We start from the raw sequence: 15526 nt of genomic DNA on the forward strand, positions 1-15526 counted from the left end.
GTTTTAAACACTGTTCAATCTTTCATTTTCAAGGTTCATGTTGTTGCCGCGTCAGCAGCAACGTGTTATATACTATCACAGAGTTTTCTATCTGTCAACAACTTTTTTCACTTTTTTTTATTTTTTCTGTCGAAACCAGACTGAAGTCAGTACAGGGGTGGACGCACAATCGGCCCACCCCTGTATTTGTTTTATTCCCTGATTTTTACTCGCCGAATACAGCCTTGTAATCTGCCTGGAATTTTGCAATGCCCTGGTCGGTCAGCGGGTGCCTGGTCATCTGCTCTAATACCTTATACGGAACCGTAGCGATATCAGCGCCAGCCTTTGCACAGTCAATGACATGGATCGGGTTACGGATGCTCGCCGCGATGATCTCGGTCTGGATGTCGTGCATCATAAAGATCTCGGTGATCTCGTTGATCAGGTCGATACCCGGCATGGAGATGTCGTCCAGTCTGCCCAGGAACGGGGAAACGTAGGTTGCTCCTGCTCTTGCAGCCAACAGAGCCTGTGCTGCGGAAAAGATCAGAGTTACGTTGGTCTTAATGCCCTCTGCGTGCAGAACCTTAACAGCCTTTAAGCCCTCTACGGTCATCGGGATCTTTACTACCATATTCGGATGGATGGCTGCAATCTCGCGGCCTTCTTTGATCATGCCCTCTGCATCGGTGGTAGTAGCCTTTACCTCACCACTGATTGGTCCGTCCACAATAGAAGCGATCTCTGCGATAACCTGGTTGAAATCACGGCCCTCTTTTGCGATCAGCGACGGGTTGGTGGTTACTCCACAGATAATTCCCATATCATTTGCCTTGCGGATTTCCTCAACATTTGCGGTATCAACAAAAAATTTCATAATCTTATTCTCCTTTTTCTTTAAAATGCTTTCCGGTCAAAGCTTCCTCGAATTCCAATTTCTTCCCGGTATTTTGCCACAGCACGTCTTGAAATTTCAATGCCGCGCTCTTTCAAAAGCGATGAAAGCTTCTGATCGCTGTAAGGCTTATTCTTGTCTTCATTGCGGATCAGCTCCTTCATCAGTTCCTTGATCTGCATGGTTCCGACCGCATCGCTTCCTTCTGCTGCTGAAACCGATGCCGTAAACAGATGCTTCATCAATATGGTTCCGCACGGATACTGGATATACTTTCCCTTGATGGCCCGGCTCACCGTAGAAGTATGAATTCCAAGGCTTTCTGCCACATCCGTCATCGTCATGGGTTTTAAGAATCCGGTTCCATCCAGAAAATGCTCCTGTACATTCAGAATCTGCTCTGATATCTGAAGAATTGTCCTGCGTCTCTGTGCAATACTGTTCATCACAAAACGGATGCGCTCCAGTTTTTTCTGAAAATAAGCCCCAAGCTGAGGGTCTGTGGATTCCTTCATCATTTTCAGATAATAATCATTGATATGATAATCCTCCACCCATCCATCATTGAGTTCAATTTCCCATTTTCCGTCATCCTTCCGGAAAATAATATCCGGAACCACATAATCGTTGCGTTTTCCTCCAAACTCTCCCAGGGGTCTCGGATTCAGCTTTGCGATCTGATCTATGCATTTGCGTACTTCTGCGGTTGAGAGCTTCAGTGCCCGGGAAATGACACTGATCTTTCCATCTGCCACATCCTGCAGGTGTTCCTTCACCACCTGACTGACCGGAGCATTTTTTAGTCCCTGCATCTCCAGCTGTTTTAACAGGCTGTGTTTCAGGTCCGGTGCGAAAATCCCATAGGGCTCCAGTTCCTGCAGCACCTTCAGAGTCCAGGAAACTTCCGCCTCCGGCACTCCGGTTTTCTGCGCCACTTCCTCCGTCGGTATGGTAAAAAAGCCGTTATCATCCAGACAGTCTGTCATAAACTCTGCCAGTTTCCGGCTGCATGCTCCATCCGGCAGCTGATCCAGAATATAGTTTTTGATGCTTTCTGTCTCCGGCATTGGAATATCTTTTCTTCTTCGGTCTTCTTCCTCCGCAGTATCGTCGTAATTCTGTTCCAATACCGGCGGCTGTTCATAAGTCTGTCCGATATCCTCCCTGCCGCCCGGCATCGCATGCTCCTCCGAGTAATCCAAGAGAGGATTTTCCAGGTATTCGTCCTGCAAAAATTCACTCAGTTCTACACTGTCCATGGCCAGCAACTCCAGGGACTGTATCTGATTCTGAGATAACTGCTGCTTCTGTTCCAGAGACATTCCGTAATTCAGTTCCATCTAATCATTCGCTCCTTCTCTTGCTGATTTCCTGCTCCCGCTGCTTTTGCTCCAGCGCGCTCTGGCGTTTTGCCATACGCCACAGGGTCGTGCGGCTGACACCAAGCTCCTCCGCCAGCTCCTTTTTCTTTTTCTTCGGCTTTAAGCGGCTGTAGACCGTATCTTCCATCTGTTCCTCCGGAAGAATAACCGGCTCCCGCGCTTTGCTCTCGCGAAAAATTTTCAATTGTCTTAAAAGCCCGGCACTGACAAAATCGCTGTCATTCAAAACAATCAGGCGTTCACAGACATTGCGCAGCTCCCGCACGTTTCCCGGCCAGTCATACTGCATCAAAAGCTGAGCAGCCTCCGATGTTACAGTCGGGATCCGTTTTCCCATTTCGCACGCAAATCTGGTCAGGTAAAAATCAACCAGTTCCTGAACATCTTCCCGGCGCTCTCTGAGCGGTGGAATACTGATATCAAGAAGGTTCAAACGATAATACAGATCAGAACGGAACTGTCCGCTCCGGATCTTTTCTTCTATATTAATATTGGTTGCAGAAACAACACGGACATCGATCGGATGCACACTGGTGCTACCGATGCGGCGGATTTCCTTTTCCTGCAGCACACGCAAAAGCTTGGCCTGCAAAGTGATCGGAATTTCTCCAATCTCATCCAAAAAAATGGTTCCCCGGTGTGCCAGCTCAAACAGACCGATCTTACCGCCTTTGGCCGCGCCCGAGAAAGCGCCTGCCTCATACCCGAACAGTTCGCTTTCCAGCAGATTTTCCGGGAGTGCGGCACAGTTTAACGCAACAAACGGCTGATCACTGCGGCTTGATTCCTGATGAATACTGTGCGCGAATAATTCTTTTCCGGTACCTGTTTCTCCCACGATCAGAACATTGGAATTAACCCTGCTGTAACGCTGTGCCATATGGATATTCTCACGAATTGCCTTGCTTTTTCCAAGAATATCTGAAAAGGAATACTTGGCTGTCAGTCCTTTTTCTGCAAGTCCCTTCCGGATTTTTCGTTCCTCTTCCATGATCCGATCGGTATTCCGGATAAAAACCAAAGCTCCGGTCTCGGCCGCTTCTTCACTCAGGTGTTTGTACTGCACATAGTAATCCTTGCCTTTGATCTTCAGGATGCGCTCGCGCGCCTGATTTTCATGCAGAAGATTTTCCCAGTCATCTGCCTGCTCCAGCTCTGCTGCCGGACTGCCAACAAGCGAGTCGACGGTAGAAATCTGAAAAATACGGTATGCCTGATTATTGATCGCCAGAATCCGTCCTCTGTCGCTGATCGCGAGCACGCCTTCTTCACTGTGATTGAGCATGGCCTCAATGATATCACTCTTGGCACGCTCCTGCCGGATTGTCCGCGCTGCATTGAGCGCTTCCTTCATGGCCACCTCCACCGCTTCTTCATTCGTATGGATATGGACACGCTTTAATCCCAGCCGGTCACAGATTCCGCACATGGTTCCCGCACCGACAAAAATATCCGCGCCGTCCTCCATGGCCTGATGGACTGCGGCTTCCGTGGAAGCCTCATTCGGAGTATCATAAATCGTGATGGACGCACCGCAAAGCTCCTCCAGCTCCTCCATGGATTTGAATTTCCGGTTATGCAGGCAGAGTGCGATTTTTCCGGCATTCTGTTTTCTGCACTCTACCAACGCGTCAAAAATATCAAAACTGCTGACATGCACTTCGATCACATGCTTGTCCGGAAACAGATTCTTCAGCACCTCATACGTCATGCCCCGCGCGACCAGCACATCAGCATCGCCATATTTGGCCAGATCATCCGGTGTTCCGAATACATACTGCTGTTCTATCTGAATTGTTTCGTACTGCGGCAGTTTCTTCACCACATCTTCAAAGATTTCTTTCAGCTCCAGATGCGGTATAAAAACCCTTATCTTTACCATATCCGAGATTTTCTCCTTTTTCCAAGACAGTTTCATCTGCCCCTCTTCCTTGAATGGGCTATGGTAAAGTATACCATAGCCCATTCAATTTTGCAGAAAAATTATGAAAATCGTCTTGTTTTTCTGTTACTTATTCACTACATTCTGCGGAGCACCGTCGATCACGGACTTGATATTCTCTGCAGTGGTGTTCATGATGCGTTCACGTGCCTCCTTGGTTGCCCAGGAAATATGAGGGGTGATGATGCAGTTTTTCGCCTTTAACAGAACGTTGTCTTTTTTGATCGGCTCCGTGGAAACAACATCCACAGCTGCGGCTGCCACTTTTCCACTCTCTAATGCGTCGTAAAGATCCTGCTCAACGATCAGCGGTCCGCGGCTGTTATTGATGATGATGACTCCATCCTTCATCTTCGCGATATTCTCTTTTCCGATAATTCCCTGAGTAGATGGGAACAGCGGGCAATGCAGGAAGATAAAGTCAGACTTTGCAAGCAGCTCATCTAATTCCACATACTCCGCAACCGCTTTTCCTGCCTCGCTCTGGAATGCGTCATAAGCGATTACATTCACGTTCATGGCCTTTAAGATTTTTGCGGTATTCACACCGATACGGCCAAGTCCGATGATGCCTGCGGTCTTTCCGGATACCTCGATCATCGGATAATGCCAGTAGCACCAGTCTGCATTCTCTGCCCACTCACCGGCATATACAGAATCGCTGTGATGTCCGATATGGGAGCATACCTCAAGCAAAAGGCTGACAGCAAACTGGCTGACATTATCCGTTCCATATACCGGAACATTCATAACCGGAATGCCCTTTGCCTTTGCGTACTCATAATCTACTACATTGTAGCCGGTAGCCAGAACTGCAATCGCCTTTAAGTTCGGGCACTTGTCCATGGTTTCTTTACTGATCGGTGTCTTGTTGATCACGATCACATCTGCGTCACCGATGCGCTCCGCGATCAGCGGAGACTCCTCGTAAGCAGTTCTGTCATATACGGTAACCTCGCCAAGAGCTTCGATCGGACCCCAGCTGATATCACCAGGATTTTCGGTATAGCCATCTAATACTACAATCTTCATGATTCCGTTCTCCTTTTCTCGTTTTTCGGTATTTCTTAGTCTTCTACCAGTGCCCATGCGCGGTTTAAGCAGCGTTTGGTATTGGCCAGAATGATTTCATCGTCCTCACCCGGAGCCAGGGTAACCTCCATGGACAGTACCATCGGATCCTTCGCGTTGAAGAAGCCCTCTTCCTTAAGTACCTGCAGATAATCGGTCAGCTGCTCCACATCGTTGGCGCTGTTCGGATAACCCAGACGCGGATGCTTGTCACCATACATCGGACAGCCCTCTTCTACGACTGCATTTCCGAAATGAAGGTGAGTGATGTAAGGTCTTAAGGTCCGGATCACAAATTTTGAGGTCTCATAGGTGGTCGGGAAATGAGACAGATCTACCAATAATCCGAAATTGTTATGGGTCATTCTCATGTCTGCCGCAAACTGTGCCGCATAGGGAGCCGGTCCGATCAGAGCTGCCTTGTCCATATCGAAATCAAAGACCTCCAGCTCTACGTTCATGCCCTTCTTCGCTGCGTAGTCACAGACATTGCGGGTAGTTTTTAACAGCTGTGCGTAAGCCTGATCCTTGGTTTCCTCTTCCCATTTTCCTGCCAGGAATGCGATTCCCTTTGCGCCAAGGTATTCTGCCTCATCCACTGCCTCGATCAGGGTAGCCTCAGCTTTTTTTCTGCCCTCCTCATCGATGTCGTTCGGATTCAGCTTCGGTCCGAGAAGTCTCGGCTGTGCGCCATAGCAGACCTTTAAATGGGACTGCTCCAGGATTTTTTTCACCTCTTCGCGCTCTGCGTCATCGGCACATTTGGTCACCTCGATCGCATCAAAGTAATCATCTACTGCAATCCGCTTTACCTGATCTACTACACTTCTGTTCGGAAAGGACATCCAGCGGATGGTACCTACCTGAAAATATTTATGAATAGACTCTCTCATGTTCTTTTCCTCCTGCTCTGATTCATTTTATTGTTATGCAATTCTAACTTTATACAAGTTCCCACGCCAGGTCAAGTGTTCGTTTTGCATTTGCCAGGCAGATATCGGGATCTTCTTCTTCAAAGGGTTTTACCTCAAAGCTTACGATCGGACGATTCTTTTCACTGATGAATCCGATCTCCATCAGAAGCCTCAGATAATCGGCCAGTTCCTTTACATCATTTTCACTGTTTGGGAAACCAAACCTCGGATGCTCATCCCCATAAGCCGGGCACTGCGGACTTCTGATCACCGTATTGCCCATGTGGGCGTGACGGATAAATCTGCGGACCGGAAGCAGATTTTCCTCAATGGTTTCATGGATCATTGGAATATGGCTCAGATCCACCATCAGGCCAAAATTGTCATACTCCGCACAGATCGTCTCTGCGTAACGTTTCACCCGGTCAACCGGACCGATCAGAGATTTCTTTGCGATATCATAATCAAACACCTCGCAGAGAACCGGCATGTTTCCCTTTGCTTTCGCATACTCACAAAGCTCTCTGGTGGAAGCAAGAAGTGCCTGGAAGGATTCTTCCATTGTCTCTGCCTCGTAGCGGCCTGCCAGAAACGCAAAGTCCTGGGCTCCGATCTCATATGCCTCATCGATCCCCATTTTCAGGGAAGCCAGGGCCTTCTGTCGTCCCTCTTCGTTTAAGTCATTGATGTTTAAGCCAGCTCCCAGCATCAGTCCCTGACCGCCGTAAGCAGTGGTCATATGCGCAGCAGCAATCATCTCTGCCGCTTTTTTGCGCACAACAGGATCCTTCATGTGTGCCACTTCCACCGCTTCAAAATACGGGTCCGTCACAATCTTTTTTAAACATTCCAGGATCGGTCCCTCCCCGGAACCAACCTCTTTGTAGGATACATGAAGGATCGTACCGACCTTCATGTACCGTTTCATGGACTTTTCCATAATTTTTTGTTCCTTTCCGATGGAATCTGCCTGACGCGGCCGCCTATTTTCTTGCAGCTGCCTTTTTTGCCGCTGCCGCAACCGCTTCCGCATCCAGGCCGTATTTCTTTAACAGTTCACTGTAAGGACCGGATTCACCGTGACGATCCTGCATGCCGACCATCTCGACCGGTACCAGGCATCCGGATTTTGCCAGAACCTCGCTGACTGCTCCGCCAAGACCGCCGATCACGCTGTGCTCCTCCGCTGTTACGATTGCGCCGGTTTCTTTCGCGCATTTCTCAATCAGCTCTGCGTCAATCGGTTTGATGCAGTACATATCAACCACTCTTACGCTGATGCCCTCTTTCTCCAGCATCTCAGCGGCAGTGATCGCGGTGCTCACCATCAGGCCGCATGCGATGATGGTAACATCGCTGCCTTCTCTTACAACCATGCCCTTGCCCATTTCAAACTTCGCATTCTCCGGATGGCAGTCCGGAGCCGCATCTCTCGAAAGACGGATGTACATCGGCTCATTGACTTCAATCGCGGTTTTGACCATCCAGTCGGTAATCTGCGCATCGGAAGCTACCATAACATTTACCCCCGGAAGCGTACGCATCATGGCAATGTCCTCCAGAGCATGATGGGTCGCACCGTCAAAGGCATCGGATAAGCCGCCGTAACCACCCATCATCTTGATTGGCAGTCCGGAGTAGGACATAAAGGTTCTTGCTGCCAGGGACCCCAGTGTGGTTAAAAATACCGCAAAGGTATTGACAAACGGGATCTTGCCGTTTTTGGCCATGCCTGCTGCCATGCCCATCATCGCATACTCACTGATTCCGCAGTTATAGAAACGGTCCGGATACTCCTTTCCGAACATGGCCGATTTTGTGGAGCCGGATACATCTGCATCCAGAACTACGATATTCTCATTCATCGCGCCGTATTTTTTCAGTGTCTCTCCATATACATCACGAATTGCCTTTGCCATTACTGTACACCTCCCAGTTCTTTCATTGCTGCTTCATAATCGGCATCCTTAACCGGAGCACCATGCCAGGTGTTCTTGCCCTCCATAAAGGAAATGCCCTTGCCCTTCACAGTCTTTGCCAGAATGATGCTCGGAACACCCTTAACCGATTTTGCGGTCTCGATCGCTGCGCTGAGGGCTGCCACATTATGTCCGTCACAGACAATGGTATTATAGCCAAACGCCTTAAATTTCAGTTCGATGTCGCCCATCGGCATGATCTGCTCGGTAGTTCCGTCCAGCTGTACACCATTCCAGTCCAGAATAGAGATCAGGCGATCTGCTTTAAACTTGGAGGCGTTCATGCAGGTCTCCCATACCACGCCCTCGTTGATCTCACCATCTCCAAGGATCGCATAGGTGTAAGCGTCTACACCATCATGCATATCGGAAAGTGCCAGACCTAACGCGAACGGATAACCGGCTCCAAGAGGACCGGTAGATGCCTCAACTCCGGGAGTTTCCTTGGAACACGGATGTCCCTGCAGACGGCTGTTGATCTGACGGAGGCTGTGCATCTCTTCCATTGGGAAAAAGCCTTTTTCTGCCAGCTCCAGATAAAGCATCGGAGCAGCATGTCCTTTACAGAGCACGATCTTATCGCGGCTTCTGTCATTGATATTCTCCGGAGAGATATTTGCGTCGTTAAAATAAAGGTTTGTAAGGATCTCGCATACGGAAAGAGATCCGCCCGGATGTCCGGTCTGTCTCTCATGTAAGATTTCTATCAGGGTACGTCTGAATTTCAGGCAAAGAGCATCCAACTCCTGTTTCTTTTCGTTGGTCATGTCAGTAGTCTCCTTTTCTATTTTTATATCGTTTTTAATGTTTCCTTCACCTGCTCCATGCAAAGTCCGGGACTTGACAGAACAGGGATCTTACAGATTTCTTCTATTTTCTGATCCAGATGTGCCATGGATGCCTGAGCCAGCACCACACAGTCATATCCGGAAATATCTTTTGCCATATCCAGAAGGATCGCATCGTGGCGGTCCATCTGCACTGCTTTCATCGCCTGGAACGCTTCTGCGTTGGCTTTGAAATCAATCTGGATGGTCTTATTTAATTTTGCTGCCTCTGCGTTTAACTTTTCCCGCATCGGTCCTTCGGTACTGCCTGCTGTCGCAAGAACCAGGATCTTATCCCCGTAGGTAACCGCTTTTCTTCCCATTGCATCGTCGATGGCAATCAGCGGAACCTTCACAAACGGACGGATCATGTTTACAACCGGAGTCAGGGTCGAACAGGTCACCACGATCATATCGGCTCCCGTCATCTCTGCAGACTTGATATCGTTATACAGGCGGCAGCGGTTTTCTATGGTAAACTCCCCGATCTCATTCGGATTATTCGCCAGGAAATCGTCCCAGAGATTATGGATCTTGACCGGTTCCCTCACATAATCCTTCAGCTGCTGTTCAAAGGAATTCGCTACCGTCTTTACGGTATGGATCAGTGCGATACTTTTCATGCTTCCTCCTGTCCGTAAACCTTCTTCATGATCGGGATCAGATATTCAGCTGCACCCTTTGCCGCGCCTTCCATGCTTGGCAGCTGGAATATTTCCGTGGTAAATGCACCATCATATCCGCATTCTCTGAAGGTAGAAATGATTTTTTCAAAATCCAGTCCGCACTGGCCTGGATAGCGGCGGTTATTGTCAGCCAGATGGACATGGATGTTATAGGAGCTGTACCGACGGATAGCCTCAAACAGATCCTTTTCTTCCAGATTTAAGTGGAACACATCCAGCATCAGGCGAAAATTCGGCCGGTTTACCCGATCCACCATGTCTGCGCCCTCCGCGCAGGTGTTGATGAAATTCGTCTGCATGATGGTGACGGTTTCCAGAGCAATCTTTACGCCCTTCGGCGCCGCGTAATCAGCCAGCTCCCGGAACGCGGCAACCGCCAGCTCCTCCGTCTGCTCTTTTGTCAGCTCCTTGCAGTACTGTCCGCGGATACGCCCGATGTTGATATTGGCTCCCAGATAAGCAGCAAAGTCAATGATCTCCTTACTTCTGCGAATTGCCTCTTTCCGGTTCTCCGGATCCGGGTTTGTGTAGCTGAGCCCCAGCTGACCGAAGATTTCACCGGTGCAGACCAGAACCACCTTCAAGCCGTTTTTTTCTGCCTCACATTTTACAAACTCCCAGTCAAGCTCTGACGGATTTAACGTCATCAGCTCCACTCCCTGATAACCAAGCTTTGCGAGATCTGAAAAGCTTTTCTCCAGAGGTCCCTGATATGCCGTAACCGAATCTGCGATCGCAACATCCGGTGTGGCAACCTGATAACATAACTTCATACCCTCACTCCTTTTCTCTGACTTCCTGATACCAGTATATAGAGCAAAACATGTGCCAGGTCTTGCCGGTGCATTTTTCTGTCCCTTTTTCGTTTTTTCAGGAATTATGTTTCATTTTGTTTCGTTGCGTTTTTCATTTTGTTTCTTAATTCTGCTCGCAAATGTTTCACTTCCGTTTCACAACGTTACCATCCTGCATTACAAACGGTACGTTTGCCAGGCACTCCACATCCGTCAGCGGATTCCCATCCACTGCAATGATATCTGCAGCATAGCCTTTCTTTAAGCTTCCGATCCGGTCTCCCAGTCCGCAGACCTTCGCGGCATTGGAGGTAACGCCCTTTAATGCGGTCACAATATCTGAACCGAGCTCTACCGCATATCCGACCTCGCGGTACAGATAACCATGGTAAGCATCGGTTCCCAGAACATACGGAACACCTGTACTCATCAGAAGCTTCAGTCTTTCCCGGACGCGTGGCCGGTTTTTGCGAACCCGGTATGCATTGTTTGCCGACAGAGTTTCCTCGCGCGTCGGATCCAGGAAAATACCGGAAGTAAAATCAACAATACATTTGGAATTTGCCAGCCATTCCGCATCCTGCGGAGTGCACATATACATATGCTCAATGACCTGTACTCCGCCGTCGATACAGTCTTTTAGGCCCTGACCGCCGATACAGTGCGCAGCAACCGGAAGATTCTTTCTTGCCGCCTCACTGACTGCCATGGCAATCTCCTCCAGACTTAAAAAGCTCGGCACAAACTCGCTCTCCGGATCCGGAACGCCCGGAGTGATAAACAGCTTTAACAAATCGACACCCTTCTTTAAATTTTCGCGGGCAGTTTTCCGGATCTCCTCCGGTCCGCAGTGCGGACTTCCGATATATCCGGCACCGTGGCTTCCCTTCATGCCAATGCCTGCTGCGAGAAGCTTCGGTCCTGCCACCTTTCCCTGTTCAATCAGCTTTTTCAGTGTTACATCAATATAAAAACGGTCTCCCATGCAGCGTGCTGTTGTGACTCCGCTCATCAGATCTTTCCGGAACCCATCCAGAGCGATCAGGGTCAGCTCACATTCTGTACTCCATGCCAGAAGCTCCAGATGCTCCGGGATCGTGGCGTCAATAGAAAGATGGTTATGGCACTCGATCATGCCGGGCATGAGGGTCGTATTCTTTAAATCGATCACCTCCGCACCTTCTACCGCAGGACACTCCGCCTGCGGTACGATCTCCTCTATTTTTCCATCACGGACGATCACTGCCATGTGCTCTTTTAAATTCAGATCCTCGCCAACCAGAACACGGTCAGCTTTTAAAATAATATCGCTCATATCTGTTTCCCCCTGCTTTATTCTGTCTCAGCCATCATGGCTTTTACTCCGGTCTTCTGCTGTTTTGCATTGCCAAGGCCATGCTTTTCGTTGAATTTTCTGGACCACCGTGCCAGAAATGCCACCAGAAGCGGTGTCACGATCGCTGTCACAATGGTTGCTGCCGCAATCTGCGCACTTGCAGTCTCAACCTGCGGAGCAAAGGACGGATCTGCATCTGCAATCGCTGCCGGTGTTGTTGCGGCAACGCCTGCCACCGTACCGATCGCTGCTCCCATCGGATCTGCTTTCCTTCGGATCAGGCTGTAAATGATAAACGTAAGAATACCGGTTACCGCAACTGTCAGCAGTCCGAGAAGGATACCGGAAAAGCCGGCGCCTGCAATAGTGAAAAAGCTCATGCCTGCTCCAAGACAGAAACCATTGAACGGTGGGAGAAGTGCCATAGCAGTGGAAAGAGTTTCTCTCCACTCATGATCCAGGTTACCGATGATAAAACCAATGATCAGCGGGATAATGCTTGCCATGATCGCGGTGATCGGGAATTTTCCGATCCCTGCTGTTCCAAGCGCAATCATCGTGAAAAACGGGCCGTCATTTAAAGTCAGGATCGCGGTTGCTCCTACGTCAGACTCATCGCCATACTCACCGGCAAGAGTTGCATAAATAACACCATTGGAATTGGTTACTGCGCCAATGACTGCCAGCGGAAGCAAACCCAGAAATCCGGCTTCTCCAAAAATTGCATTCAGAAGAAGTCCGATACCAAAGCCGCCAAAGAACTTCAGGGCTGTCAGAAACACGCCCTTGTATACCGTCTCTCCTGCTGCTTTTACATCAATCGTTGCGCCGCTGCAGAACAGATACAAACCGATCAGGGTTGGGATTCCATTCTTGAAAAGTCCCGTTGTGAAGCCTCCGATTTTTAAAGCTTCCGGGAAAAATGTGTTTACCGTGCATCCAAGCAGCAGCGGGATTACCATTGCGCCTGCCGGAAATTTTTTCATTGTTCCGAGTATTCTGACATTACCAATCATAACCTGTACCCTCCATACAAATCCTACTATGTTTTTTTGTTTCTGAACCAGTTCTGACATACTATAGAGCAAACCTTATGCCTATTTTTCCTTTTCACGCAGATTTTTTCTTTTTTTCTGTTTTTCACATCCCTTTTTATGTATTTTGCACAAATATCAATCTCTGTTTCAATGCATTATCACAATTGATTCTTTTCGCATTATCTCTGCTGCATTCTATATTTTTCCAACTTCACCCGTTTTAAGATTGCATATCGTTTCATCTAATTGCAATTTATATCTTATTAAAAATCATTTTGCAATCTTTTGCAATTTTTACTTTCTTTTCCGTGCAAATTCCTCTATAATCATCATCAGACAATAATTTTCATGTACAAATGGAGGTTTTCTATGATCCACATGATTTTTTATGCTCCCTATCCCCAGATCGTCCCTCTCATTAAGCAGGTTTTCCAGGAACGTCCTGACTGTGATGAGCTTGAATACGAAATTGTACAGGATTTCTATAATAATCCGCTTCAGGATCTGAACGCCGATGTCGTGATCGCCCGCGGCTTCTCTGCCCTGACCATGAAGCAGCGCGGCTACATCTGCGCAGAGCTGAAGGTCGGCGGCTATGATGTCATTGCTGCCGTCCTGAAAGCGCGCCGCATGTCTCCTGGGCTGTCTCACATTGCGGTGATCGGAGCCTTTAACATGATCTACGGTATTGAAAGCATCCGGGATGCATTTCCTGACATGAAGCTCTCTACCTACCCGGTCAATTCCGAACCCCTGCTTGCTGACGCCATCCGGCAGGCGATTTCCGATGGATGTGACGCCCTGGTTGGCAACTATACAGGCGTTGAGCTGGCCAAAAAAAGCGGTCTTCCGGCTGTCATGATCGAATCCGGCCAAGAAGCCATCAACAATGCGATCGACGAGGCAAAATCCGCAGCCGAAATTGACTTAAGAGAGAAAATGCGCAGTGCCCAGATGGCCAATATCATGAACTATTCCTTTCAGGGCATCCTTTCCACAGATCAGAACGGCATCATCACATTCGCAAATAAATACTGCTATTCTATCCTGGACTCCGGCCACGCGCTCCTTACCGGACGCAGCATCCTGGATTTTTTCCCCAACCTTCCGGTGGAGGAGGTTACCAGAAACGGAAAAAAGCTTCTTTCCGAGCTGCACATCTATGCCTCTTACCACCTGATGGTAAACTGCGTTCCGGCGCCGGATAACAGCGGAAATACCGGCTGTGTTCTGACATTTCAGGATACAAGCCGCATCCAGGCAGATGAGCTGCAGGTACGAAAAAAGCTGCGTCATTCGAGTTTTCAGGCAAAATATCAGTTTTCCAATATCCTGCACAAAAGCAGGATCATGGATTCTGTGATCTCCGATGCCATGACCTACAGCTATTCCGACTCAAATATCCTAATCTGCGGAGAAACCGGAACCGGAAAAGAGCTCTTTGCGCAAAGCATCCACAACTCCAGTCCCCGCAAAAACCATCCCTTTGTGGCGATCAACTGCTCGGCACTCCCGGAAAACCTTCTGGAAAGCGAACTGTTCGGCTATGTAGAAGGCGCTTTTACCGGCGCTTCCAAAGGCGGAAAAATGGGCTTCTTCGAGCTGGCACACAAAGGCACTATCTTCTTAGATGAAATCGGAGATGTCTCTCCAAACCTCCAGAGCCGTCTGCTGCGTGTTCTGCAGGAGCGCGAGGTTGTGCGTCTCGGAAGTGATACCGTCATTCCGGTTGATGTGCGCGTTATCTCTGCCACCAACAAAAACCTGAAAGAGGAAGTGGCTAACGGCAGGTTCCGTCAGGATCTGCTTTACCGGCTGGATGTTCTGGAGCTGAACCTCCCGCCGCTGCGAAACCGGGAGCAGGATGCGCTCTTTCTTCTGAGTCAGCTGATTTCCTATGAGCACGAGCGCACCGGCTGCATCCTGACAGGGCTTTCCGAAGAAGGAGCCAGCCTGATCACGCAGTATCCCTGGCCCGGAAATATCCGTGAAATGCGAAATTTCTGTCAGAGACTCTCCATACTGACCCCGAATCCGCTTGCCACACCTGCAGATATCCTGAAGGTCCTTCCGGATGCAGCTGCCGCCCTCACTCCAAACGGGCCGAAAAAAACGGACCGGTCAACGCCCGGGGACGCACCGGTCTATTCCCTTTACGATGAGCGGGAAGAAATTCTGAAGGCGCTCTATACCTTCCACAACAGCCGCACAAAAACTGCTGAATTTCTCGGAATAGACAAAAGCACCTTGTGGCGGAAAATGAAAAAATATCACATTCTTCTTCCATGATCTTTTACATCAAAAATGGGGAATGCGCGAAATGGCGCATTCCCCATTTTTGATCAGTATTTTCCAAAGCCCGTGTTACTTTAATCCATTTTCAGCCATATAGTCAGCCTCATACTTCGTCACGTATTCCGTTGCCGCTGTGGTATCCATGTAGTCTGCGATCAGCTTATTTGCGTCAATGTACTCATTAGGCATAGCGACAGTTATGCCTGTTTCTCATGCTCATTTTTATTCATTTCGAATAATATTCACTTTTCAATGTTCATCACCAGCTGTGCTGGATATTTCTCCTTGAAGCTAACCGGTATTAAACAGGAACCTGCAGCCAAGAAATATTTCCCAGTCTGACCATTGCCTGATCCGTCACAATAAGAGCTTTGCTCCCCAACGCC

13 protein-coding genes are annotated in these 15526 nt (G+C 48.8%); 1 reads left to right on the plus strand and 12 read right to left on the minus strand.

The window, feature by feature from the left end:
* Positions 1 to 205: 205 nt before the first annotated feature.
* The 12 genes from fsa to DW922_RS12175 all read right to left on the minus strand — a co-directional run bounded on the left by fsa (position 206) and on the right by DW922_RS12175 (position 12824).
* On the minus strand, positions 206 to 859 hold the full coding sequence (gene fsa / locus DW922_RS12120; RefSeq protein ID WP_118721056.1) for a fructose-6-phosphate aldolase: 654 nt from the start codon (positions 857 to 859) through the stop codon (positions 206 to 208).
* Between the two features lie 20 nt (positions 860 to 879).
* Entirely contained in the window at positions 880 to 2217 is a 1338-nt protein-coding gene (gene rpoN, locus DW922_RS12125) for an RNA polymerase factor sigma-54 (protein ID WP_118726697.1), read from the minus strand.
* A gap of 4 nt (positions 2218 to 2221) precedes the next feature.
* On the minus strand, positions 2222 to 4141 hold the full coding sequence (locus tag DW922_RS12130) for a sigma 54-interacting transcriptional regulator (protein ID WP_118726750.1): 1920 nt from the start codon (positions 4139 to 4141) through the stop codon (positions 2222 to 2224).
* A 126-nt stretch (positions 4142 to 4267) separates the two neighbouring features.
* The gene (locus DW922_RS12135; RefSeq protein WP_118721057.1) at positions 4268 to 5233 is read right to left on the minus strand and encodes a D-2-hydroxyacid dehydrogenase; all 966 of its coding nucleotides are present in this window, start codon (positions 5231 to 5233) and stop codon (positions 4268 to 4270) included.
* Positions 5234 to 5268: 35 nt separating this feature from the next.
* Entirely contained in the window at positions 5269 to 6165 is an 897-nt protein-coding gene (locus tag DW922_RS12140) for a TIM barrel protein (RefSeq protein WP_118534065.1), read from the minus strand.
* A gap of 49 nt (positions 6166 to 6214) precedes the next feature.
* A complete protein-coding gene (locus DW922_RS12145) occupies positions 6215 to 7126 on the minus strand; it encodes a TIM barrel protein (protein WP_118726698.1) in 912 nt (303 codons plus the stop codon).
* Positions 7127 to 7169: 43 nt separating this feature from the next.
* Complete coding sequence (locus DW922_RS12150; protein ID WP_118721058.1) at positions 7170 to 8105, minus strand: transketolase C-terminal domain-containing protein; 936 nt, start codon at positions 8103 to 8105, stop codon at positions 7170 to 7172.
* Complete coding sequence (locus tag DW922_RS12155) at positions 8105 to 8932, minus strand: transketolase (protein ID WP_118726699.1); 828 nt, start codon at positions 8930 to 8932, stop codon at positions 8105 to 8107. Before DW922_RS12155 ends, DW922_RS12150 begins: the two co-directional genes overlap by 1 nt.
* 23 nt (positions 8933 to 8955) lie before the next feature.
* On the minus strand, positions 8956 to 9615 hold the full coding sequence (locus tag DW922_RS12160; RefSeq protein WP_118726700.1) for an aspartate/glutamate racemase family protein: 660 nt from the start codon (positions 9613 to 9615) through the stop codon (positions 8956 to 8958).
* Entirely contained in the window at positions 9612 to 10451 is an 840-nt protein-coding gene (locus tag DW922_RS12165; RefSeq protein ID WP_118726701.1) for a sugar phosphate isomerase/epimerase, read from the minus strand. The genes DW922_RS12160 and DW922_RS12165 overlap by 4 nt, the downstream gene beginning before the upstream one ends.
* Positions 10452 to 10617: 166 nt before the next feature.
* Positions 10618 to 11787, minus strand: a complete 1170-nt coding sequence (locus DW922_RS12170; RefSeq protein ID WP_118534059.1) for an amidohydrolase family protein — start codon at positions 11785 to 11787, stop codon at positions 10618 to 10620.
* A gap of 17 nt (positions 11788 to 11804) precedes the next feature.
* Complete coding sequence (locus DW922_RS12175) at positions 11805 to 12824, minus strand: 2-keto-3-deoxygluconate permease (protein WP_118721062.1); 1020 nt, start codon at positions 12822 to 12824, stop codon at positions 11805 to 11807.
* Positions 12825 to 13214: 390 nt separating this feature from the next.
* Here DW922_RS12175 and DW922_RS12180 point away from each other — a divergent pair, with 390 nt between their 5' ends.
* The gene (locus tag DW922_RS12180; RefSeq protein WP_118726702.1) at positions 13215 to 15134 is read left to right on the plus strand and encodes a sigma 54-interacting transcriptional regulator; all 1920 of its coding nucleotides are present in this window, start codon (positions 13215 to 13217) and stop codon (positions 15132 to 15134) included.
* The last annotated feature ends 392 nt before the right edge of the window (positions 15135 to 15526 follow it).

It is taken from the genome of Clostridium sp. AM42-4 (assembly GCF_003480105.1).
GTDB lineage: Bacteria > Bacillota > Clostridia > Lachnospirales > Lachnospiraceae > Brotaphodocola.

What these genes read in the sequence shown, in the direction of transcription:
- fsa (WP_118721056.1), bottom strand. Translation starts at nt 859, where the DNA reads ATGAAATTTTTTGTTGATACCGCAAATGTTGAGGAAATCCGCAAGGCA.
- rpoN (WP_118726697.1), bottom strand. Translation starts at nt 2,217, where the DNA reads ATGGAACTGAATTACGGAATGTCTCTGGAACAGAAGCAGCAGTTATCT.
- DW922_RS12130 (WP_118726750.1), bottom strand. Translation starts at nt 4,141, where the DNA reads ATGGTAAAGATAAGGGTTTTTATACCGCATCTGGAGCTGAAAGAAATC.
- DW922_RS12135 (WP_118721057.1), bottom strand. Translation starts at nt 5,233, where the DNA reads ATGAAGATTGTAGTATTAGATGGCTATACCGAAAATCCTGGTGATATC.
- DW922_RS12140 (WP_118534065.1), bottom strand. Translation starts at nt 6,165, where the DNA reads ATGAGAGAGTCTATTCATAAATATTTTCAGGTAGGTACCATCCGCTGG.
- DW922_RS12145 (WP_118726698.1), bottom strand. Translation starts at nt 7,126, where the DNA reads ATGGAAAAGTCCATGAAACGGTACATGAAGGTCGGTACGATCCTTCAT.
- DW922_RS12150 (WP_118721058.1), bottom strand. Translation starts at nt 8,105, where the DNA reads ATGGCAAAGGCAATTCGTGATGTATATGGAGAGACACTGAAAAAATAC.
- DW922_RS12155 (WP_118726699.1), bottom strand. Translation starts at nt 8,932, where the DNA reads ATGACCAACGAAAAGAAACAGGAGTTGGATGCTCTTTGCCTGAAATTC.
- DW922_RS12160 (WP_118726700.1), bottom strand. Translation starts at nt 9,615, where the DNA reads ATGAAAAGTATCGCACTGATCCATACCGTAAAGACGGTAGCGAATTCC.
- DW922_RS12165 (WP_118726701.1), bottom strand. Translation starts at nt 10,451, where the DNA reads ATGAAGTTATGTTATCAGGTTGCCACACCGGATGTTGCGATCGCAGAT.
- DW922_RS12170 (WP_118534059.1), bottom strand. Translation starts at nt 11,787, where the DNA reads ATGAGCGATATTATTTTAAAAGCTGACCGTGTTCTGGTTGGCGAGGAT.
- DW922_RS12175 (WP_118721062.1), bottom strand. Translation starts at nt 12,824, where the DNA reads ATGATTGGTAATGTCAGAATACTCGGAACAATGAAAAAATTTCCGGCA.
- DW922_RS12180 (WP_118726702.1), top strand. Translation starts at nt 13,215, where the DNA reads ATGATCCACATGATTTTTTATGCTCCCTATCCCCAGATCGTCCCTCTC.